Origin of the sequence: Serratia sp. EWG9 (assembly GCF_019913725.1) — a bacterium.
GTDB classification, from domain to species: Bacteria; Pseudomonadota; Gammaproteobacteria; order Enterobacterales; family Enterobacteriaceae; genus Serratia; species Serratia ureilytica.
The window spans coordinates 120157-142169 of the sequence record NZ_JADNRO010000002.1 but is presented as its reverse complement, the minus strand read 5'-3'; the positions used below and the strand labels follow the sequence as shown (position 1 = coordinate 142169).

Annotated in this window: 23 protein-coding genes, 2 tRNA genes and 1 pseudogene; 9 read left to right on the top strand and 17 right to left on the bottom strand. The window is 57.3% G+C overall.

What is annotated here, in order from left to right:
• Positions 1-13: 13 nt before the first annotated feature.
• From nusA to rlmE, 9 genes and pseudogenes are all read right to left on the bottom strand, one after another.
• The gene (gene nusA, locus ITX55_RS06135) at positions 14-1522 is read right to left on the bottom strand and encodes a transcription termination factor NusA (RefSeq protein ID WP_004933514.1); all 1509 of its coding nucleotides are present in this window, start codon (positions 1520-1522) and stop codon (positions 14-16) included.
• 21 nt (positions 1523-1543) lie between these two features.
• A complete protein-coding gene (rimP, locus tag ITX55_RS06130) occupies positions 1544-1996 on the bottom strand; it encodes a ribosome maturation factor RimP (protein ID WP_033644179.1) in 453 nt (150 codons plus the stop codon).
• A 217-nt stretch (positions 1997-2213) separates the two neighbouring features.
• Positions 2214-2290 (bottom strand) — tRNA-Met (locus tag ITX55_RS06125).
• Between the two features lie 60 nt (positions 2291-2350).
• Positions 2351-2437, bottom strand: a tRNA-Leu gene (locus ITX55_RS06120).
• A 70-nt stretch (positions 2438-2507) separates the two neighbouring features.
• On the bottom strand, positions 2508-2843 hold the full coding sequence (gene secG / locus ITX55_RS06115; protein ID WP_223084902.1) for a preprotein translocase subunit SecG: 336 nt from the start codon (positions 2841-2843) through the stop codon (positions 2508-2510).
• Between the two features lie 220 nt (positions 2844-3063).
• On the bottom strand, positions 3064-4401 hold the full coding sequence (glmM, locus tag ITX55_RS06110; RefSeq protein WP_223084899.1) for a phosphoglucosamine mutase: 1338 nt from the start codon (positions 4399-4401) through the stop codon (positions 3064-3066).
• Between the two features lie 4 nt (positions 4402-4405).
• Positions 4406-5240: pseudogene (folP, locus tag ITX55_RS06105) on the bottom strand (dihydropteroate synthase).
• Positions 5241-5331: 91 nt separating this feature from the next.
• Positions 5332-7263 carry an ATP-dependent zinc metalloprotease FtsH gene (gene ftsH / locus ITX55_RS06100; protein WP_004933529.1) on the bottom strand — a complete coding sequence of 644 codons (1932 nt, stop codon included), beginning with the start codon at positions 7261-7263 and terminating at the stop codon, positions 5332-5334.
• A gap of 56 nt (positions 7264-7319) precedes the next feature.
• Positions 7320-7949, bottom strand: coding sequence for a 23S rRNA (uridine(2552)-2'-O)-methyltransferase RlmE (rlmE, locus tag ITX55_RS06095; RefSeq protein WP_004933533.1), 630 nt, complete (start codon positions 7947-7949; stop codon positions 7320-7322).
• Positions 7950-8092: 143 nt separating this feature from the next.
• Here rlmE and yhbY point away from each other — a divergent pair, with 143 nt between their 5' ends.
• Positions 8093-8386, top strand: a complete 294-nt coding sequence (gene yhbY / locus ITX55_RS06090; RefSeq protein WP_004933536.1) for a ribosome assembly RNA-binding protein YhbY — start codon at positions 8093-8095, stop codon at positions 8384-8386.
• Positions 8387-8498: 112 nt separating this feature from the next.
• Here yhbY and greA read toward each other — a convergent pair whose 3' ends face one another.
• Positions 8499-8975 carry a transcription elongation factor GreA gene (greA, locus tag ITX55_RS06085; protein ID WP_004933539.1) on the bottom strand — a complete coding sequence of 159 codons (477 nt, stop codon included), beginning with the start codon at positions 8973-8975 and terminating at the stop codon, positions 8499-8501.
• Positions 8976-9231: 256 nt separating this feature from the next.
• Here greA and dacB point away from each other — a divergent pair, with 256 nt between their 5' ends.
• From dacB to pmrB, 3 genes are read left to right on the top strand one after another with little or no spacing between them, the layout of a single operon-like run.
• A complete protein-coding gene (gene dacB / locus ITX55_RS06080) occupies positions 9232-10665 on the top strand; it encodes a serine-type D-Ala-D-Ala carboxypeptidase (RefSeq protein ID WP_025159591.1) in 1434 nt (477 codons plus the stop codon).
• A gap of 8 nt (positions 10666-10673) precedes the next feature.
• Positions 10674-11336, top strand: a complete 663-nt coding sequence (pmrA, locus tag ITX55_RS06075; protein WP_033641655.1) for a two-component system response regulator PmrA — start codon at positions 10674-10676, stop codon at positions 11334-11336.
• Entirely contained in the window at positions 11333-12394 is a 1062-nt protein-coding gene (pmrB, locus tag ITX55_RS06070; RefSeq protein ID WP_033641653.1) for a two-component system sensor histidine kinase PmrB, read from the top strand. The genes pmrA and pmrB overlap by 4 nt, the downstream gene beginning before the upstream one ends.
• 36 nt (positions 12395-12430) lie before the next feature.
• On the opposite strand, the gene cgtA is transcribed toward pmrB, so the two are convergent.
• The 4 genes from cgtA to rplU form a co-directional block, all read right to left on the bottom strand.
• Complete coding sequence (gene cgtA / locus ITX55_RS06065; RefSeq protein ID WP_033641651.1) at positions 12431-13603, bottom strand: Obg family GTPase CgtA; 1173 nt, start codon at positions 13601-13603, stop codon at positions 12431-12433.
• A 16-nt stretch (positions 13604-13619) separates the two neighbouring features.
• Positions 13620-14591, bottom strand: a complete 972-nt coding sequence (locus ITX55_RS06060; protein ID WP_033651479.1) for a DMT family transporter — start codon at positions 14589-14591, stop codon at positions 13620-13622.
• Positions 14592-14696: 105 nt separating this feature from the next.
• Entirely contained in the window at positions 14697-14954 is a 258-nt protein-coding gene (gene rpmA, locus ITX55_RS06055; protein ID WP_004933559.1) for a 50S ribosomal protein L27, read from the bottom strand.
• A gap of 17 nt (positions 14955-14971) precedes the next feature.
• Positions 14972-15283, bottom strand: a complete 312-nt coding sequence (rplU, locus tag ITX55_RS06050; RefSeq protein WP_004933561.1) for a 50S ribosomal protein L21 — start codon at positions 15281-15283, stop codon at positions 14972-14974.
• Between the two features lie 270 nt (positions 15284-15553).
• Between rplU and ispB the strand changes: the two genes are divergently transcribed.
• The gene (gene ispB, locus ITX55_RS06045) at positions 15554-16525 is read left to right on the top strand and encodes an octaprenyl diphosphate synthase (RefSeq protein WP_033641648.1); all 972 of its coding nucleotides are present in this window, start codon (positions 15554-15556) and stop codon (positions 16523-16525) included.
• Positions 16526-16575: 50 nt separating this feature from the next.
• Here the strand turns inward: ispB and ITX55_RS06040 are convergent, their stop codons facing one another.
• Entirely contained in the window at positions 16576-16932 is a 357-nt protein-coding gene (locus ITX55_RS06040) for a DNA-binding protein (RefSeq protein ID WP_033651481.1), read from the bottom strand.
• Between the two features lie 180 nt (positions 16933-17112).
• On the opposite strand from ITX55_RS06040, the gene ITX55_RS06035 reads away from it, so the two are divergent.
• Positions 17113-17373, top strand: coding sequence for a helix-turn-helix transcriptional regulator (locus ITX55_RS06035; protein ID WP_004933567.1), 261 nt, complete (start codon positions 17113-17115; stop codon positions 17371-17373).
• Positions 17374-17439: 66 nt separating this feature from the next.
• Here the strand turns inward: ITX55_RS06035 and mdh are convergent, their stop codons facing one another.
• Entirely contained in the window at positions 17440-18378 is a 939-nt protein-coding gene (gene mdh, locus ITX55_RS06030) for a malate dehydrogenase (protein WP_033636811.1), read from the bottom strand.
• Between the two features lie 464 nt (positions 18379-18842).
• On the opposite strand from mdh, the gene argR reads away from it, so the two are divergent.
• The 3 genes from argR to yhcN (ITX55_RS06015) all read left to right on the top strand — a co-directional run bounded on the left by argR (position 18843) and on the right by yhcN (ITX55_RS06015) (position 20364).
• Complete coding sequence (gene argR / locus ITX55_RS06025) at positions 18843-19313, top strand: transcriptional regulator ArgR (RefSeq protein ID WP_016929335.1); 471 nt, start codon at positions 18843-18845, stop codon at positions 19311-19313.
• Between the two features lie 403 nt (positions 19314-19716).
• Complete coding sequence (yhcN, locus tag ITX55_RS06020) at positions 19717-19980, top strand: peroxide/acid stress response protein YhcN (protein ID WP_004933574.1); 264 nt, start codon at positions 19717-19719, stop codon at positions 19978-19980.
• A gap of 120 nt (positions 19981-20100) precedes the next feature.
• Positions 20101-20364 carry a peroxide/acid stress response protein YhcN gene (yhcN, locus tag ITX55_RS06015; RefSeq protein ID WP_025305042.1) on the top strand — a complete coding sequence of 88 codons (264 nt, stop codon included), beginning with the start codon at positions 20101-20103 and terminating at the stop codon, positions 20362-20364.
• A gap of 197 nt (positions 20365-20561) precedes the next feature.
• Here the strand turns inward: yhcN (ITX55_RS06015) and mpl are convergent, their stop codons facing one another.
• Positions 20562-21941 carry a UDP-N-acetylmuramate:L-alanyl-gamma-D-glutamyl-meso-diaminopimelate ligase gene (gene mpl, locus ITX55_RS06010; RefSeq protein ID WP_033651482.1) on the bottom strand — a complete coding sequence of 460 codons (1380 nt, stop codon included), beginning with the start codon at positions 21939-21941 and terminating at the stop codon, positions 20562-20564.
• Positions 21942-22013 lie beyond the last annotated feature (72 nt).

Genomic DNA, 22013 nt, shown 5'->3' with positions numbered 1-22013 from the left:
CCTGCTACAGTTATTACGCGTTGTCGCCAAACCAACAGATATTGCGTGCAGCCATGATCAGCTCGCCGGCTTGCTCATCGCTAAGCCCTTCAATATCAGCCAGATCGTCAACACCCTGCTCGGCAAGATCTTCCAGCGTACAAACCCCACGCGCGGCCAGTTTAAAGGCCATGCTGCGCTCAAGACCCGGCAGGTTGAGCAAATCGTCGGCCGGTTTGTTGTCGCCCAGGCTTTCTTCTTGTGCCAGGGCCAGCGTGGTCAATGCAGCTTTGGCGCGTTCGCGCAATGCTTCAACCGTATCTTCATCCAGACCGTCGATTTCCAACAGCTCTTTGATCGGCACGTAGGCCAGCTCTTCCAGCGTGGAGAAGCCTTCTTCAACCAGTACGGTGGCGAAATCTTCGTCGATATCAAGATACTTGGTGAAGGTATCAATAGCGGCATGAGCCTCGGCCTGGTGCTTGGCCTGCAGGTCGTCCGCCGTCATCACGTTCAGTTCCCAACGATCGTCGCCGCGGTGTTGTTTCAGCAGCTGGGAAGCCAAACGCACGTTTTGGCCGTTACGGCCGATCGCCTGCGCCAGGTTGCTGGCTTCAACGGCGATATCCATGGTGCAGTTATCTTCGTCTACCACGATCGACGCGACGTCGGCCGGCGCCATGGCGTTGATGACGAATTGCGCTGGGTTATCATCCCACAGGATGATATCGATGCGTTCGCCGCCGAGCTCGCTCGACACGGCCTGAACGCGCGCACCGCGCATACCTACGCAGGCGCCGACCGGATCGATGCGCTTGTCGTTGGTTTTCACTGCAATTTTCGCACGGGAGCCTGGATCGCGGGCTGCCGCTTTAATCTCGATCACTTCTTCGCCGATTTCCGGCACTTCGATGCGGAACAGCTCTTTCAGCATTTCCGGGCTGGAACGGCTGACGAACAGCTGCGCGCCGCGAGCTTCGGGACGTACGGCATACAATACGCCGCGAATGCGGTCGCCCGGACGGAAGTTTTCGCGCGGCAGCATGTCTTCACGGCCAATGACCGCTTCGGCGTTATTGCCCAGATCCAGCGCGATGCTGTCACGGTTCACTTTCTTCACCACGCCGGTGACGATCTCACCTTCGTGTTCACGGAAAGCGTCGACCACCATCGCGCGCTCGGCCTCGCGCACTTTCTGCACGATAACCTGCTTGGCGGTTTGGGTGGTGATGCGGTCGAAGGTCACGGATTCGATCTGATCTTCGACGTATCCGCCGAGCTCGATGCTCGGATCTTCAAACTGAGCGGCTTCCAGCGTGATTTCACGCGTCGGCTGAGTCACTTCGTCTACGGCGACCCAACGGCGGAAGGTATCGAAATCGCCGGTTCTGCGGTCAATGCTGACGCGCACGTCGATTTCCTGCTCGTATTTTTTCTTGGTTGCGGTGGCTAATGCAGTTTCCAGCGCTTCGAAAATCTTCTCGCGCGGAAGGGATTTTTCATTGGAAACTGCTTCAACAACAGCCAGAATCTCTTTGTTCATCCTAGTTGCCTCTTCCAAACTTTAAAAGTGGGGTACCAGGTTCGCTTTCTGGATGTTGCTCAGCGCGAACACTTCATCTTTCCCTTCCACAGTAACCGTGATCATCTCGCCTTCGACAGACTTGATAATACCCTGCCACTTGCGACGGTTCTGTACCGCCATGCGCAGGACCAGGCTGACTTCTTCACCGAGGTAACGCGTATAGTGTTCTGCGGTGAACATCGGGCGATCAAGGCCAGGAGAGGAGACTTCCAAGTTGTAAGCGACCGTGATTGGATCTTCGACGTCCAATACAGCGCTGACCTGGTGGCTGACATCAGCGCAATCATCAACATTGATGCCGTTATCACTATCAATATAGATGCGGAGCGTCGATTGGCGCGCACGAATGAATTCGATGCCTACAAGCTCAAAGCCCAACGCTTCTACCGGTGCCGAAAGCATCTCTGTTAACTTTTGCTCTAATGTGGACAAGCCCACCCCCAAGACATAAAAAAAGGGCTAAATAGCCCAGTGATTCTGTTGCCAAATAACAAAAAACCCCGAAAAATCGGGGCTTTATGCAACTGGACCCTGTTTGCCGCTAGGCGGCCTCGGTACAACTTTCGAGCAAGTGTCATTTTCAAATGTTGATCGAGAAAAGCGGGTTTCAATCGAAAAGTGTATTTGAAAATAAACACTTAAAGGAAAGTGGTTGCGGGGGCCGGATTTGAACCGACGACCTTCGGGTTATGAGCCCGACGAGCTACCAGGCTGCTCCACCCCGCGTCCGAAAACGTGGCAAATACTACGCCGATAATCGCAAAATTGCAAGTTATCTCTGGGATTTGGTACCGAGGATGGGACTCGAACCCACAAGCCCGTTAGGGCACTACCACCTCAAGGTAGCGTGTCTACCAATTCCACCACCTCGGTACTGATTCTTACTGCTAACGGCCGTTGTTCTTTCGAGTTCACAACCACCGTTTTCAAACTTTGTTGCGGCTTACTGCGGGATATCGCTGCTCGGCTTGGCTGGTGCCGCCGGCGCGGTCGTCTGCTCAGTTTTCACTGGCTGACCCAGGTTTTCCCACTCGCTGCCTTTCTTGATCTGGTTGCTGCTGAGGTTGCCCAGAATCAGACTGATGACGAAGAACAACGTCGCCAGCACAGCAGTCATGCGGGTCATAAAGTTACCGGAACCACTCGAACCGAACAATGTGCCTGATGCACCTGCTCCGAAAGAGGCTCCCATATCAGCGCCTTTACCTTGCTGCAACATAATCAGAGCAACCAGCCCGATTGAGATCAGCAGGAAAATTACCAGAAGAGCTTCGTACATAGTAGTACCCGTATCCTTGCGGCCTTACCGCATGCCAAATGCTTCACACTCATCAAGCAGGCGTTTTTATAAACTGCCTACTGAAGCGGGTGTGAATACTAACCAAAGCCGCCAACCCGCGCAAGGGCAATTTGCAGCCGCCGGCGCGTTTGCGGAAAAAAACGCCAACAATCGCCTGTTCGGGCTCAGCGATGCCAAGCCCGGCGGCTAACTGTCTGTTTTAACCTGCGGATTTCACCGCGTCGGCGATGCGATGCGCCAGCGCGGTCACCTGCTGCTCGTCTTCGCCTTCCACCATCACGCGGATCAGCGGCTCGGTGCCCGATTTGCGCAGCAGCACCCGGCCGCGGCCGGCCAGCTCGGCCTCCACCTGCTCGGTGACTTTGCGCACCGCGTCGGACTCCAGCGGGTTGTACTCGCCGGCGAAGCGCACGTTGACCAGGATCTGCGGCAGCAGCTTCATGCCGCTGCACAGGTCATGCAGGCTCATGTGGTTGCGCACCATGGCGGTCAGCACCTGCAGCCCGGCCACGATGCCGTCGCCGGTGGTGGTTTTGTCCAGCAGGATCACATGGCCGGAGTTTTCCGCGCCGATGCGCCAGCCCAACTCCTGCAGCTTCTCCAGCACGTAGCGGTCGCCCACTTTGGCGCGAGCGAACGGAATGCCCAGCTGTTTCAGCGCCAGCTCCAACCCCATATTGCTCATCAGGGTGCCGACCGCGCCGCCGCGCAGCTGGCCCTGACGCAGGCCTTCACGGGCGATGATGTACAGGATCTGGTCGCCGTCCACCTTGTTGCCCAGGTGATCCACCATCATCACGCGGTCGCCGTCGCCGTCGAACGCCAGGCCGACGTGCGCTTTTTCCTTCAGTACGCGCTCTTGCAGCTGACGCACATCGGTAGCGCCGCATTTTTCGTTGATGTTCATCCCGTCCGGCTCAACGCCGATGGCGATCACCGTGGCGCCCAACTCGCGCAGCACGCTCGGCGCGATGTGGTAAGTCGCGCCGTTGGCGCAGTCAACCACGATTTTCAGCCCCTTCAGGCTCAGCTCGCTCGGGAAGGTGCCTTTGCAGAATTCGATATAGCGGCCGGCGGCGTCGATGATGCGGCTGGCTTTACCCAGCTCGGCGGACTCCACGCAGGTCAGCGGTTTTTCCATCTCGGCTTCGATCGCCTCTTCGACGTTGTCCGGCAATTTGGCGCCGTCGATCGAGAAGAACTTGATGCCGTTGTCATAGAACGGGTTGTGCGAAGCGGAGATGACAATGCCCGCTTCCGCGCGGAAGGTGCGCGTCAGGTAGGCCACCGCCGGCGTGGGCATCGGCCCGGTGAAGGAGGCGGACAATCCGGCGGCCGCCAGGCCGGCTTCCAGAGCGGACTCCAGCATATATCCGGAGATGCGCGTATCCTTACCGATGATGATCTTGCGGGAACCGTGACGCGCCAGCACTTTACCGGCCGCCCAGCCCAGCTTCAGCACGAAGTCAGGCGTGATGGGGCTGTCCCCGACCTTGCCACGGATGCCGTCGGTGCCAAAATATTTGCGCTCGCTCATGTCTCTACTGTCCCTTAGCTGAAAGTGTTGCCTCGACGACACGCATCGCCTCGACGGTTTCTTTAACGTCATGCACTCTGACAATCTGCGCACCCTGCATCGCCGCGATCACCGCGCAGGCCACGCTGCCGATAACCCGTTGATCCGGCGGCACGTTCAGCAGTTGTCCAATCATCGATTTGCGCGACATGCCGACCAACAGCGGCAAACCGAAACGATGAAATTCCGACAACCGGGCCAGAAGCTGATAGTTGTGCGACAAATTTTTACCGAAACCGAAGCCTGGGTCGAGCAGCAATTTCTGATTTGTTATCCCCGCCTCGTTACAGCGCCGGATATGGTGCTCGAAAAACGTCTGCACGTCGGCGATCAGATCGTCGTAGTGCGGCGCCTGCTGCATGGTGCGCGGCTGCCCCTGCATGTGCATCAGGCAGACCGGCAAACCGCTTTCCGCCGCCGCCGCCAGGGCGCCCGGCTCCTGCAGCGAACGGATGTCGTTGATCAAGTGTGCGCCGGCGTGCGCCGATTCGCGGATCACACCCGCTTTCGAGGTATCGACCGAGATAAAGACTTCAAAGCGCTGCGCCAGCGCTTCCACCACCGGCACGACCCGCTCAAGCTCCTCCTCTTCGCTCACTTCCGCCGCCCCCGGCCTTGTCGATTCGCCGCCGATATCAATCATCGTGGCGCCGGCCGAAATCAGCGCATGCGCATGCACCAGCGCCTGGTTCAGGGTGTTGTGGCGGCCGCCGTCGGAAAACGAATCCGGCGTCACGTTGAGGATGCATCACCTGTGGATGGGAGAGATTGAGCGTCATGTCGCGCACGGTTAACTGCATGGTTGGTCCACCTTACTGTTGCCTGGTTCACTGCCCGCCGGGCAAAAAAAACCCCGGCATGCCGGGGTTTGATGTTATTACACAGCCGCTGTTACTTGTCGAGCTGTTCGGACATGGTGTTGCCCGGCGTTGGGGTGCGCGGCTCATCTACCGGCGTCGGGGCTTTTGGGGTGCCGCCGTTGTCGGAGCTGTTGCCTTTGTTCGCATCGTCCCAGCCCGCCGGCGGACGCACGTCTTTGCGGTTCATCAGATCGTCGATCTGCGGCGCATCAATAGTTTCATACTTCATCAACGCATCCTTCATCGAGTGCAGGATGTCCATGTTTTCCATCAGTAGCGAGCGAGCACGCGTGTAGTTGCGTTCGATCAGCGACTTCACTTCCTGGTCGATGATACGCGCGGTTTCATCCGACATGTGCTTCGCCTTGGCCACGGAACGGCCCAGGAACACTTCGCCCTCTTCTTCCGCATACAGCAGCGGCCCCAGCTTCTCGGAGAAGCCCCATTGGGTCACCATGTTGCGGGCGATGGAGGTCGCCACTTTGATATCGTTCGACGCACCGGTAGAGACTTTTTCCGGCCCGTAGATGATCTCTTCCGCCAGACGACCGCCGTACAGGGTGGAGATTTGGCTCTCCAGCTTCTGACGGCTGGCGCTGATCGCATCCCCTTCCGGCAGGAAGAAGGTCACGCCAAGCGCACGGCCACGAGGAATGATGGTGACCTTGTGCACCGGATCGTGTTCAGGAACCAGGCGGCCGATGATGGCGTGGCCCGCTTCGTGATACGCGGTCGACTCTTTCTGCGCTTCAGTCATCACCATGGAGCGGCGTTCCGCACCCATCATGATCTTGTCTTTGGCTTTCTCGAACTCCACCATCGACACCACGCGCTTGTTGCCGCGGGCGGCGAACAGCGCCGCTTCGTTGACCAGGTTGGCCAGGTCGGCACCGGAGAAGCCCGGCGTACCGCGCGCAATGACGGAGGCGTCGATGTCGGCCGCCAACGGCACGCGGCGCATGTGCACCTTCAGGATCTGCTCACGGCCGCGCACATCCGGCAGCCCGACCACGACCTGACGGTCGAAACGGCCCGGGCGCAGCAGCGCGGGGTCAAGCACGTCCGGACGGTTGGTCGCCGCGATGACGATGATGCCCTCGTTGCCTTCGAAACCGTCCATCTCAACCAGCATCTGGTTCAGGGTCTGCTCACGCTCATCGTGACCGCCACCCAGGCCGGCGCCACGCTGGCGACCGACGGCGTCGATTTCATCAATGAAGATGATGCACGGCGCGGCTTTCTTCGCTTGTTCGAACATGTCGCGCACGCGGGATGCACCCACGCCGACGAACATTTCGACGAAGTCGGAACCGGAAATGGTGAAGAACGGTACCTTCGCTTCGCCGGCGATCGCTTTCGCCAACAGCGTTTTACCGGTCCCCGGCGGGCCAACCATCAGCACGCCTTTCGGGATCTTGCCGCCCAGCTTCTGGAAACGGCTCGGTTCGCGCAGGTATTCCACCAGTTCGCTCACCTCTTCTTTCGCTTCGTCACACCCGGCGACATCGGCGAAAGTGGTCTTGATCTGGTCTTCCGTCAGCATGCGGGCCTTGCTCTTGCCGAAGGACATCGCGCCCTTGCCGCCGCCGCCCTGCATTTGCCGCATAAAGAAGATCCAGACCCCGATCAGCAACAGCATCGGGAACCAAGAGATAAAGATAGAAGCCAGCAGGCTCGGCTCTTCAGGCGGCTCGCCGACAACTTTCACATTCTTCGTTAACAACGTATCCAGCAACTTAGGATCGTTGACAGGGATGTAGGTCGTGTATTTGTTACTGTCTTTCTTGGTAACGTTAATTTCACGTCCGTTGATTCGCGCTTCGCGAACCTGGTCCTGGGTCAGTTCGGACATGAAGGTAGAGTAATCCACCCTACGGCCATTCGACTCGCTGGGCCCAAAGCTCTGGAATACAGACATCAACACTACCGCGATGACTAACCAGAGAATTAGGTTTTTCGCCATGTCACTCAAGGGATTAACCTCATCTTACAACTGTGTTAACAAACAGCGTTAGGGTACTACAGTTTGCGCCCTGTCGCTACAATGTACACTTCGCGCGAACGGGCGCGGGAAGCGTCTGGCTTACGAATCTTAACCTTCGTAAACAGGGAGCGAATTTCCCGTAGGTACTCGTCAAAGCCATCTCCCTGGAACACCTTCACCAGGAAACTTCCGCCTGGTGCGAGGACATCACGACACATATCCAGCGCCAACTCCACCAGATACATCGACCTTGGAATATCGACCGCCGGGGTGCCACTCATATTCGGGGCCATATCGGACATGACCACCTGAACCTTACTCTCGCCTACTCGTTCCAACAGTGCCTTCAGCACCAGTTCATCACGAAAATCGCCCTGAAGGAAATCGACGCCAACGATAGGATCCATTGGCAAAATATCACAGGCGATGATGCGCCCGGTACCGCCGATTTGGGTGACCACATACTGCGACCAGCCGCCCGGTGCGGCGCCCAAGTCAACCACGGTCATGCCCGGTTTGAACAGTTTGTCGCTCTGCTGTATTTCATCAAGTTTAAACCAGGCACGGGAACGCAGTCCCTTTTTCTGCGCCTGCTGTACATATTTATCGCTAAAGTGTTCTTGTAACCAGCGACTGGAGCTAGCCGAACGCTTTTTATTAGCCATCTCGTTTTCCAACTATCATAAAAAGAGTCTTATGTCAGGGTCGCTGCTCACGTAGACTCACACCGGTGAAGACCGATTTGGTGATATACATGAGATGGCGGTAGAATGTACCGTTTTCAATCCCAACTTAAGCAAAAAAGACAATGAATCTGAATAATAAACAAAAACAGCACCTGAAAGGCCTGGCGCATCCGTTAAAACCGGTGGTGATGCTGGGCAATAACGGTCTTACCGAAGGGGTGCTGGCTGAAATTGAACAGGCTCTGGAGCATCATGAGCTGATCAAGGTAAAAATCGCCGCTGAAGATCGCGAAACCAAGACCCTGATCGCCGACGCTATCGTGCGTGAAACGGGCGCCTGCAATGTGCAAGTTATCGGCAGTACGCTTATTCTTTACCGCCCGTCGAAAGAGCGCAAGATCAGTCTACCGCGTTAATAACCATCAGGTTAACGAAAAGGTGCCATGCGCCTGACCAAGATAAAAGGCCGCTTGCGGCCTTTTTCCTATCTTTACAAAACGTTGGCGCATTAATGACCAACGGTCCCGATCAGAGATACTCGACCTTCAGGATCTCGTATTCCACGTCGCCGCCTGGGGTTTTGATCACCACCACATCGTCTTGCTCTTTGCCGATCAGGCCGCGCGCCATCGGCGAGTTTACCGAAATCAGATTTTTCTTGAAATCGGCCTCATCGTCGCCAACGATGCGGTAAGTCACTTCTTCTTCGCTGTCCAGATTCATCACCGATACGGTGGCGCCGAAGATCACCCGACCGGTGTTCGGCATCTTGGTGATGTCGATCACCTGAGCATTGGACAGCTTGGCTTCGATTTCCTGAATGCGGCCTTCACAGAAACCCTGCTGTTCGCGGGCGGCATGGTACTCGGCATTTTCTTTCAGGTCGCCGTGTTCACGCGCTTCAGCGATATCCGCAATGATTTTCGGGCGGCGCACGCTTTTCAGATATTCGAGCTCTTCGCGCAGTTTTTCAGCGCCAAACAAGGTCATCGGAATTTGGTTCATCGTATAAATACCTCTAAATCTTTCCTGTTCAAATAACCGTCATCCTGACGTATTCGTATGAAAACACGGTTGGCATACCGCCCCCCGCCTCCAGGCGACAAACAAAAGAAACCTGACTCGGAACGGAGCCCAAGCCAAGATCGGTTTTGCATTTTGATACGCATTTTAGCCTAGAGTTCCTTGAGGGTCATCGTTTACTTTTTCCCTGATTGCACCGTAGTATGACGGCACGTTATCCAGCTGTTATCCCGAGATTATGCGTTTTTCACGAATTGTCAGTGCATTGGCTTGCGCATTTGTTCTGAATGCGAATGCGGCCCCGGTTGAAGAGTACACACAATATCTGCCTGATGGGGCCAACCTTGCCCTGGTCGTTCAGAAGATCGGCGCCGGCTCGCCGACGATCGATTACCACTCTCAGCAAATGGCGCTGCCGGCCAGTACCCAAAAAGTGCTGACGGCGCTGGCGGCATTGCTGCAACTCGGGCCCGATTACCGTTTCACCACCACGCTGGAGAGCCAGGGCGATATCCGCGACGGCGTGCTGCGCGGCAACCTGATCGCTCGCTTCAGCGGCGATCCGACCTTCAAACGCCAGAGCCTGCGCAATATGGTGGCCGTCCTGAAAAAGCAAGGCGTGCGCCAAATCAGCGGCGATGTGCTGGTCGATACCTCGGTCTTCGCCAGCCATGACAAAGCGCCCGGTTGGCCGTGGAACGATCTGACGCAGTGCTTCAGCGCGCCGCCGGCCGCCGCCATCGTCGATCGCAACTGTTTCTCGGTCTCGCTGTACAGCGCGCCGAATCCGGGCGACATGGCGTTTATCCGCGTCGCCTCCTATTATCCGGTTAATATGTTTAGCCAGGTGCGCACCCTGGCGCGCGGCTCGGCAGACGCGCAGTACTGCGAGCTGGACGTGGTGCCGGGCGAGCTGAACCGCTTTACCCTGACCGGCTGCCTGACGCAGCGCAGCGAGCCGTTGCCGCTGGCCTTCGCCATCCAGGACGGCGCCAGCTATGCGGGCGCCATCTTGAAAGACGAGCTGACGCAGGCCGGCATCCAGATCGACGGGCATTTGAAACGCCAGACGCGTCCCGGCATTACCGGCACGGTGATCGCGCAAACCCAGTCGGCACCGCTGCACGACCTGTTGAAGATCATGCTGAAGAAGTCGGACAACATGATTGCCGATACCGTCTTCCGCACCATCGGCCATGAGCGCTTCGGCGTGCCAGGCACCTGGCGAGCGGGCTCCGATGCAGTGCGCCAGGTGCTGCGCCAAAAGGCCGGCATCGATCTGGGCAATACCATCATCGCCGACGGTTCCGGCCTGTCGCGCCACAACCTGCTGGCCCCGGCGACCATGATGCAGGCGCTGCAGTACATCGCGCAGCACGACAACGAGCTGAACTTTATCTCGATGCTGCCGCTGTCCGGCTATGACGGCACCCTGCGCTACCGCGGCGGCCTGCATGAAGCCGGCGTCGACGGCAAGGTATCGGCCAAGACCGGCGCGCTGCAGGGCGTCTACAACCTGGCGGGCTTCATCACGACAGCCAGCGGCCAGCGCATGGCCTTCGTGCAGTATCTCTCCGGCTACGCCGTGCCGCCGGAAGATCAGAAACAGCGCCGCGCGCCGCTGGTGCGCTTCGAAAGCCGCCTGTATCGGGATATTTACCAAAACAACTGAGGGTCGTCATGAAGCTGCTGGTCGTTGAAGATGATGAACTGCTGCAACAGGGGCTGGCGTTGGCGCTGACCGGCGAGGGTTACGTCTGCGACTGTGCCGCCACGGCGGCGGAGGCCAACAGCCTGCTCATCACCAGCCAATACAGCATGGTGATCCTGGATCTCGGCCTGCCGGATATGGACGGCGCGGCGCTGCTGCGGCAGTGGCGCCGCCAGCAGATCGATCTGCCGGTGCTGATCCTGACCGCCCGCGACGCCCTGGAAGATCGCGTCGACGGGCTGGACGCCGGCGCCGACGACTATCTGGTCAAACCCTTCGCGCTGGTTGAGCTGCAGGCGCGCGTGCGCGCCCTCCTGCGGCGCTACCAGGGCCACAGCGACAATCTGATGCAGGTGGATGACCTGCAGTTGAACCTCTCCAGCCAGCAGGTCTACCTGCAGCAACAACCGGTGGAGGTCACGCCAAAAGAGTTCGCCATTCTGTCGCGCCTGATCATGCGTGCCGGGCAGACGGTCAACCGTGAGCTCCTGCAACAAGATCTCTACACCTGGCAAGACGATCTGGGCTCCAACACGCTGGAAGTGCACATCCACAACCTGCGTCGCAAACTGGGCAAGGATCGCATCCGCACCGTGCGCGGCATCGGCTACCGCCTGGAACCTTCCTCATGATCAGCATGCGCCGCCGCCTGCTGCTGATGTTGGCGCTGATCCTGTTGGTCACGCAGCTCATCAGCGCCTTCTGGCTGTGGCACGAAAGCCAGGAACAGATCAGCTTCCTGGTGGACGAAACCCTGTCCGCCAAAGTGCGCAGCGAGCGCGTCGATACCGAGATCGCCGAAGCCATCGCCTCGCTGTTGGCGCCTTCGCTGATCATGATGATCGTGACCCTGCTGGCGTCTTTCTGGGCCATCAGCTGGATCACCCGCCCGCTCAACCAATTGCAGCAGCGGCTGGAAAAGCGCTCTGCCGATAACCTGACGCCGCTGCCGATCACCAGCGACAGCCAGGAAATGGTGGCGGTCACCAATGCGCTCAATCAGCTGTTCTCACGGCTGGACAACACCATTCAGCAGGAACGCCTGTTCACCGCCGACGCCGCCCACGAGCTGCGCACGCCGCTGGCCGGCATCCGCCTGCATCTGGAACTGATGGAAAAACAGGGCGTCAAGGGCAGCCAGGCGCTGATCGCCCGCATCGATCAACTGATGCACACCGTCGAGCAGTTGCTGATGCTGTCGCGCGCCGGGCAAGACTTTGCCAGCGGCCATTACCAGCATTTCGATTGGGTAGCCGATGTGATCCAGCCGCTGCGTGAAGAACTCGACGAAATGACCGCCCAACGCGGGCAAACGCTGGCCTGGCAATTGCCGGCCGCCGCCGCGGTGAACGGCGATCCGGTGCTGCTGCGGCTGCTGCTGCGCAACCTGGTCGAAAACGCCCACCGATACGGCCCGGAAGGCGGCGCGATACAGGTGCGGTTAACGCCGCAGGACCGCGGTTATCTGCTGCAGGTCATCGACGATGGCCCGGGGATCAAGGAAGAGATGGTCGGGGAGCTGACGCAGGCGTTTCGCCGCATGGATCAACGCTATGGCGGCAGCGGACTGGGCTTGAATATCGTGATCCGCATCGTGCAGCTGCACCAGGGGCGCTTGACGCTGGAAAACCGCCGCGATGCGCGCGGCCTGAATGCCCAGTGTTGGCTGCCGGAAAAGGCGCTCAAATAATAAGGGCCCAGCGTTGCTGAGCCCTTTATCATCGAATTACTTCTGGTAAATGATTTCGACACCTTCGTCGTCGTCTTCGTCCCAGTCGTCATCCCAGTCGTCATCCGCCTCCGATTCCATCTCCGCCAGCTGTTCGCGGTGATAGTCGTCCCACATGAATTCGACTTTTTCCGGCGCGCTTTCTTCGATCGCCATCGCTTTCGGCTGGGTGTTGATGAAGTTCATCACGTCCCAGCACAGCGCGTTGACGCCTTCGCGGTTGGCGGCGGAGATCATGTAGTACTTTCCTTCCCAGCCCATGCCTTCCACAATCGCCTTGGCGCGTTCGGCGGCTTCTTCCTCACCAATCACATCAATTTTGTTGAACACCAGCCAGCGTGGCTTCTGCGCCAGATTTTCGCTGTATTGGTTCAACTCGTTGATGATGACTTTGGCGTTTTCCACCGGATCGGATTCGTCGATCGGCGCAATGTCCACCAGGTGCAGCAGCACGCGGCAACGCTCCAGGTGTTTCAGGAAGCGAATGCCCAGGCCCGCGCCTTCGGAGGCGCCCTCGATCAGCCCCGGAATGTCGGCGACCACAAAGCTCTGCTCGTGGTCCATGCGCACCACGCCCAGGCTTGGCACCAGCGTGGTAAACGGATAATCGGCCACCTTCGGCTTGGCGGCGGACACCGCGCGGATGAAGGTCGATTTGCCGGCGTTCGGCAGCCCCAGCATGCCCACATCGGCCAGCAGCAACAGCTCCAGCAACAGATCGCGCGCTTCGCCGGCGGTGCCCAGCGTCTTCTGACGCGGCGCACGGTTGACCGACGATTTGAAACGGGTGTTGCCCAGACCGTGCCAGCCGCCTTTGGCGACCATCAGTTTCTGCTCGTGACGGGTCATGTCGCCGAGGATCTCGCCGGTGCCCTGATCCTTCACGCGCGTGCCGACCGGCACCTTGATGATGACGTCTTTACCGCGTTTACCGGTACAGTCGCGGCTCTGGCCATTCTGACCGCGCTCGGCGCGGAAAGACTTCTCAAAGCGGTAGTCGATCAGGGTATTGAGGTTCTCGTCCGCCAGCAGGTAGACGTCACCGCCGTCGCCGCCGTCGCCGCCGTCAGGCCCACCGTTAGGGATATATTTTTCGCGGCGGAAGCTGACGCATCCGTTGCCGCCATCGCCTGCAACGACCAGAATCGCTGCTTCATCTACAAACTTCATTTACCGTCTCCGTAAATCATTCACCGGGCTGCTTCAAAGGAGCAACCTGGGGGGGTTCTGCCCGTCGCGGCCACCACCGGTGACCAATTGCGGAAAACATAGCGCCCGCCACGACCACAAACGCGCCAACATAGCCGACGAGATTTAACGTCGGCGCGGCGAACGCCTGGGGCCAGGCCAGCGCCAATAAATCAGAAAACAGCAGGGTAAACAGCGGGGTCAGCGTCACCAACGCACTCACCTGCGCCGCCTGCCAGCGCGCCATCGCTTCCGCCAGCGCGCCATAGCCGATCAACGTGTTGGCGCCGCAAAACAGCAGGCACGCCAATTGCCAGCCGCTAAGCTGGAAAATCACCTCGGGTTTGGCCAGAGGGAACAACGCTATCGCACATAAAGTGTACAACATAACCAGGATCTGCGGCGAAGCCAGCCGTCGCAGCAATACCTTCTGCGCCACGCCGTAGCTCACCCAGACCATCGCCGCACACACGCCCAGCATGACGCCCAGCGTGTAGTCCGTCAGCCGGGTAAAGATCTCTATCAGACTGACGTTGAAAAACAACATCAGTCCACAAATCAGCATCAAGGCGCCAATGACCTGGGTGATGCGCATGCGCTCTTTTAAAATCAGCACGCTGGCGAACATCATGCCCACCGGCGACAGCTGGCCAATCACCTGCGACGCCGTCGGGCTCAGGTATTGCAGCGAGGAACTGAAGAACACAAAGTTGCCCAACAGCCCCGCCGTGGCGATCGCCAACAGCAGCAGCCAACGCGGTTGACGGAACATCTTCAGCGGCGGCAGCTTGCCGCGCACCGCGAGGATCACGCCCAAACCGATGGCGGCCATGGTAAAGCGATACCAAACGACGGTAAACGGCTCCATCACCGCCAACACTTCTTTCATCGCGATCGGCAACGCGCCCCAGCAAACCGCCGTGGTTAACGCCAGGGAAATACCCACGCCGACCTGCTGCTTCGTATCCATATTACCTTCGCCAACGCTGACGGGGCTGCCCGCAGGCAACCCATAAATGTAAAAAGCCCCGCAACGAATTGCGGGGCTTACATCTATTTCGTAAGGCTCGAAAAATTATTCAGCTTCGATGCTGATGAATTTACGATTGCTCGGGCCTTTAACTTCGAATTTGACTTTACCGTCTTTCAAAGCAAACAGAGTGTGGTCTTTGCCGCAACCCACGTTGGTACCAGCGTGGAATTTGGTGCCGCGCTGACGAACGATGATGCTGCCTGCCAGTACTGCTTCGCCGCCAAAGCGTTTTACGCCCAGACGTTTAGCTTCTGAATCGCGACCGTTACGAGTCGAGCCGCCAGCCTTTTTGTGTGCCATTAATCCGCTCTCCTAACTTAAGCGCTGATGCCGGTGATTTTAACGTCAGTGAACCACTGACGGTGGCCCTGTTGCTTACGGTGGTGTTTACGACGACGAAACTTAACAATTTTAATTTTCTCGCCACGACCGTGAGCAACGACTTCAGCTTTGATCTTGCCGCCATCGACGAAAGGAACGCCGATTTTGATATCTTCGCCATTAGCGATCATCAGAATCTGGTCAAACTCAACCGCTTCACCAGTTGCGATGTCCAGCTTTTCCAAGCGAACGGTCTGACCTTCGCTTACTCGGTGTTGTTTACCACCACTTTGGAAAACCGCGTACATATAAAACTCCGCTTTCCGCGTGCCCGACTGTGTTAGTTCAGAGCGCGCTATAAATATTCACAATAGGGCGCGAATTCTACGCAAAAAAGCGGCGCATGACAAGAGCAGAATAAGACCAGATGTACAAAAAAGAAGAAAAAAAACACAGTTTCTTTCGTGGCGTTTATCTGAACCGTTTTTCAAGTACAATCATAGGGACAGTTACCGCCATGTACCGATGTGAGCAGCGATCTCAACGCGGTGAAGAGAAACACAGCTGAAAAAAACACAATGAACCTAGAGCAAATTACCGAGTTAACCGCGCAAGATATGGCGGCCGTGAACGCAACAATTCTCGAACAGCTGAATTCCGATGTCACGCTCATCAATCAGCTTGGCTATTACATTATCAGCGGTGGCGGTAAACGCATCCGGCCGATGATCGCCGTCCTGGCGGCGCGAGCGTTGGGCTATGAAGGCAACAAGCACGTCACCGTCGCCGCCCTGATCGAATTCATCCATACCGCCACGCTGCTGCATGACGACGTCGTCGACGAATCGGACATGCGCCGCGGCAAAGCCACCGCCAACGCCGCGTTCGGCAACGCCGCCAGCGTGCTGGTCGGCGACTTTATCTATACCCGCGCCTTCCAGATGATGACCAGCCTGGAATCGCTGCGCGTGCTGGCGCTGATGTCGGAGGCGGTCAACGTCATCGCCGAAGGCGAAGTGCTGCAGTTGATGAATGTGCACGATCCTGACATCAGCGAAGAAAGCTATATGCGGGTGATCTACAGCAAAACCGCCCGTCTGTTTGAGGCGGCGGCGCAATCGTCGGCGATCCTGTCCGGCGCCAACGCCGAGCAAGAGAAGGCGCTGCAAGATTATGGCCGCTACCTCGGCACCGCTTTCCAGCTGATCGACGATCTGCTCGACTACAGCGCCGACGGCAGCACCCTGGGCAAAAACACCGGTGACGATCTGAATGAAGGGAAACCGACCCTGCCGCTGCTGCACGCGATGCACAACGGCGACGACGCACAGCGTGAGATGATCCGCGGCGCGATTGAGCAAGGCAACGGTCGTCATCTGCTGGAGCCGGTATTGCAGGCGATGCAACAATGCGGTTCGCTGGAATACACTCGCCAACGCGCCGAGGAAGAAGCCGACAAGGCGATCGCCGCGCTGCAGGTCTTGCCGGCCTCGGAGCACCGCACGGCGCTGGAAGGCCTGGCGCATCTGGCAGTGCAACGCGACTTTTAAGAAACAAAAGTTTCTTAACGTTCTTATCAGGCCCGCTGATGCGGGCCTGTCTAGGTATTGTTCTCTTCGTCAATGCGCGCCAGCAGGCCGCCTATCCCTTCCCGCATCAGGAAAGCCACCATTTTCTCGCGCTCGCTCTCCGTCAAATGGTAGTAATACTCGATCCATACCGCTAACGGATCCTGGCGTTCTACGTCATACGCCGCCCCATCTTCTTTCAGCATCAGCAGGTTGCGCGCGCCAGGCGGCAGGCTGTCGATATGATACTCCAACGCTTTTCCCTGCACGCCTTTACGCCTGCGGCTTATCCAGCCTTCGCGCCGGGCCATCAGATTGATTCCCTGTGGTGAGGAAGGTAATCCTGCGATGCCTGTCAGTTCCTTGGCGGCAAACCACTCGTTTTTCATAGCCATCATCTCTGGGCAATAGTGGGCAAAGTCATTTTTGGAAATTACTTGGGTATTTTTTAGGAAATTTAATGGTATTCTTGTTTCCGAATAAGCGTTTCACGTTGTTCAAACGCCTAACCCTGATCCGTTAGTTATACCACTAACGCAACTTTGGCTAATCAGAAAAGGAATGTAAACATGAATTCAAGGAACCCAGATTGGCATCCGGCAGATATCATCGCGGCGTTACGCAAACAGGGCACCACGCTGGCGGCGGTGTCGCGCAAGGCCGGATTAAGCTCATCAACGCTGGCCAACGCGCTGTCGCGTCCCTGGCCGAAGGGGGAATGGCTGATCGCCGAAGCAATCGGCATCCACCCATCGGAGATCTGGCCAAGCCGCTATTATGATCCGCACAGCGATTGCCTGCTGGATCGAAAAGCCCGCATCAAATCGTGAACGCGGGGCAAAAAAAACCGCCGGAACAGCGTCCGGCGGCGTTTATCGGCTGACTATCGGCGACGATCAGTTATTGATGAACTTCTCGCCCAGTTCGATATCTTTGTGCAGCACGTCCAGCATCTCATTCAGCGCTTTCTGTTCGAAGGCGCTCAGCGTGCCGATATCCTTGCGTTCTTCAACGCCGTTTTTACCCAGCACCAGCGGCTGTGCGAAGAAGCGAGCGTATTTGCCGTCGCCTTCAACGTAAGCGCATTCCACAACGCCTTTCTCGCCCTGCAGTGCGCGCACCAGAGACAGACCGAAACGCGCGGCCGCCTGGCCCATGGACAGCGTAGCAGACCCGCCACCGGCTTTGGCTTCCACCACTTCGGTGCCGGCGTTCTGAATACGTTTGGTCAGATCCGCTACTTCCTGATCGGTGAAGCTCACGCCAGGGATCTGCGACAGCAGAGGCAGGATAGTCACGCCAGAGTGGCCGCCGATGACCGGCACATTCAGCTCTTCCGGCTGCTTGCCTTTCAGCTCGGCCACGAAGGTGTTGGAACGGATGATATCCAGCGAAGTCACGCCGAACAGTTTGTTCTTGTCGTAAACGCCGGCTTTTTTCAACACTTCCGCCGCGATGGCGACCGTGGTGTTAACCGGGTTGGTGATGATGCCGATGCAGGCTTTCGGGCAGGTTTTCGCCACTTGCTCAATCAGGTTACGCACGATGCCGGCGTTAACGTTGAACAGGTCAGAGCGATCCATGCCTGGCTTACGGGCCACGCCGGCGGAAATCAGCACCACGTCCGCACCCTGCAGAGCCGGGGTCGCGTCTTCGCCGCTGAAGCCTTTGATTTTAACTGCGGTTGGGATGTGGCTTAAGTCGACGGCAACGCCTGGGGTAACGGGGGCAATGTCGTAGAGAGAGAGTTCAGAACCTGAAGGAAGCTGGGTTTTGAGTAGAAGGGCGAGGGCCTGGCCGATACCGCCAGCAGCACCGAGAACTGCAACTTTCATCCTATACTCCTTTATTGTCTTAAATATATAAAGCGCCGTGAATGTGTTGGTGACGGACCTTAAATTATTACACCTTTAAAAACAATAAATTAGCTAATTGTTGCCTGCAGGTGCAATAAAATGACCGCTGTCGCGCCCATTTTAGATTAAATCGCTTACGCATGAAGGGCATAGCGCACACTAATCAAAAATAGTGCGAGGTTATTCACGAGCAAGTTAACCGGCCGTTACATTACACCCTTACGCAACATCAGAACAACATCATTTTAATAACATTTTATTTACCAGCGCAGGCCGATTTTCCGACGTCAAAAGGGCATATTCATCACGGCCGGATTTTGTTAAAATGCCGCCCTTTCCTCGCCGCCCGGTCATGTTTATTTTCTTTGGGTCGGCCTTTGTTGCATAAAAATTCATCTATATGCATAATCATGACTTCCATTATCAACATTCCACGGTGCAAAATGCGTAATCCCGCAAAACAGGAAGATCTGATCAAGACGTTCAAAGCGTTATTGAAAGAAGAAAAATTCAGTTCTCAAGGCGAGATCGTTTTGGCGCTGCAAGAAGAAGGCTTCGAAAACATTAACCAATCCAAAGTATCGCGCATGCTGACCAAGTTCGGTGCGGTACGTACGCGCAATGCCAAAATGGAAATGGTGTATTGCCTTCCTGCCGAACTCGGCGTGCCGACCACCACCAGCCCGCTGAAGAACCTGGTGCTGGACGTCGACCATAACGACGCCGTCGTGGTGATCCACACCAGTCCGGGCGCCGCACAGCTGATCGCCCGCCTGCTTGACTCCTTGGGCAAATCCCAGGGCATCCTCGGCACTATCGCCGGCGACGACACGATTTTCGTCACGCCGTCCAGCGGCTTTACCGCTCAGAAGCTGCATGAAGCGATCCTGGGCGTGTTCGAGCAAGAGCTGTGAAACCTGGCGCTAACAAAGTGCGGCTACCGCCCGCATTTTGTTAGCGCTTCTTTAACCCTCGCGTTACCTTTCCGGCCTTCAACCGCGTTTAACACTGCTTTTTTATCCCGCAACAACACATTTCCATGACATATCCATGTAACCAGCAGTACCCACTGTGATCTTCCGCACTTTTGGTCAAAAGCACTTACCTTATTGAAATTACATAAATTTAACATCGAAAGATCGTTTTATGAGCGTTTTTTATTCCTTGTAGTTATAAAAAATAAGGTTCATCGGTTTAAAGTTTCACTAGAAACTGTTAGCGAACTATTAATTTTTGGCGTTACTAGCTGTATACTCATTTTCGTGAACTGAATCACAGTTCGTTGGAACTGATAAAAGAATACGATGAGGTGAGATGATGAAAATTAAAGCTACCGTTGCAACCCTGAGCGTTCTGTCCATGCTTTCCTTTGGCGCATTCGCAGCACAATCTGTTGACGCAACCCAGGCCGCAAAACTGCAGCCCGCCGGTGTGATCACCGTGAGCGGCGTCGCCGCTGCGCCTTCCGACATTCGTCAGGCGCTGTCCGATAAAGCCGACGCCAAAGGGGCGACCGCTTACCGCGTGATCGAAGCGCGCAACGACGGCAACTTCCACGCGACCGCTGAAATCTACAAATAAGTACCGGCATTACCCGGCAACGGGCAATACATCTCTGGAATCAAACGCTGTCATAACGGCCTTCAAGAATAAAAATCGCTGCCAAGCCCTTCCAGGCTGTTATGACCAAGGATCGCTATCATGAACATGAAAACTACTCTCGCTGCACTCGGTTTGCTGTCTGTCATCTCCTTTGGCGCGTCTGCCGCCCAGTTGGTGACTAACGATCAGACCGCCAATCTGCAATCTATCGGCACCATTACCGTCAGCGGTATCGACGGCGCACCGACCGACATTCGCCAGGCGCTGTCGGAGAAAGCCGATGCTAAAGGCGCGACCGCTTACCGCGTGATCGAAGCGCGTAACGAAGGCAACTACCACGCCACCGCCGAGATTTACAAATAACAACTCTGGGAACGGCTTTGCAGAGCTGATTACCCTCGTCACTGCCACTGCCGAGTTCTGACGCAAACGCCGATTTCCCAGAGACCCTCTCGTCGTCCTATCCGACGAACCCCGTTGCCCTCGCTCGCGAGGGCTTTTTTATGGGCGTAAAAAAGGCCGCGAATGCGGCCCTTAGGTTGGCTTATGCGGCTGAACAATCAGTAGGTCACCTTCGGTTCCTGCTTTTTCGCCAACGCGTCCAACAGGCGATCGTGAATGCCGCCGAAACCGCCGTTGCTCATCACCAGAATGTGGTCGCCCGGCTGTGCGGTTTTCACCACCATCTCCACCAGCGTGTCGAGATCCGCGCTCCAGTGCGCCGGCTGCACGCAGGCATCCGCCACTTCCGCAACCTGCCACGGAATGTGATGCGGCTGGAACAGGAACACTTCATCGGCACGGCCGAGCGAAGGCGCCAGATCGTTTTTGCTGATGCCCATTTTCATGGTGTTGGATCGCGGCTCCAGCACCGCCAGAATGCGCGCCGTGCCGCCTACCTTGCCGCGCAGCGCGGCCAGAGTGGCCAGGATCGCCGTCGGGTGGTGCGCGAAATCGTCGTAGACCGTGACGCCGTTGGCTTCGCCACGCAGCTCCAGGCGGCGACGGGCGTTGATGAAGTCGCCCAAGGCACGGCAGGCGTCCGCCGGCTGCACGCCAACGTGACGGGTCGCCGCGATGGCCATCAGGCCGTTATGCATGTTGTGCTCGCCCACCAGCGCCCAGTTCACTTCGCCAACCTGCTCGCCGTCGAGGAACACCGCGTAATGACTGGCGTCCGGCGTCAGCTTCTGCGCGCGCCAGGTGCCCTCTTCGCCCACCAGCTCCTGTTCGCTCCAGCAGCCCATCGCCATCACCTGCTTCAGGTGGCTGTCGTTGTCCGGCAGGATGATCTTGCCTTTGCCCGGCACCAGGCGCACCAGGTGGTGGAATTGTTTCTGAATGGCTTTCAGATCGTCGAAGATATCGGCGTGGTCGAACTCCAGGTTGTTCATGATCAGCGTGCGCGGGCTGTAGTGCACGAACTTGGAGCGCTTGTCGAAGAACGCGCAGTCATACTCGTCGGCCTCGATCACGAAGAACGGGCTGCCGCCGAGGCGAGCCGAGACGTCGAAGTTGCCCGGCACGCCGCCGATGACGAAGCCCGGCTGGTAGCCGCAGGCTTCGAGGATCCAGGTCGCCATGCCGGCGGTGGTGGTTTTGCCGTGGGTGCCGGCGACCGCCAGTACCCAGCGATCGCGCAACACGGCGTCGTGCAGCCACTGCGGGCCGGAAACGTAAGGGATACCACGCTCCAGCACCGCCTCCACGCACGGGTTGCCGCGCGTCATGGCGTTGCCGATGATCACCAGATCCGGCGCCGGATCCAGCTGGGCCGGATCATAACCCTGAATAAGATCGATCCCCTGGTTCTCCAGCAGCGTGCTCATCGGCGGATAGACGTTGGCGTCCGAACCGGTGACGTCATGCCCCAGTGAGCGCGCCAGCATCGCCAGCCCGCCCATAAAGGTGCCACAGATCCCAAGAATGTGAATGCGCATAGGTTTCTCATGTGAGTGCATCGAATGTCGGCATATTCTAACGCTCAGAATCGTCCAGAAGAAATGGATTTG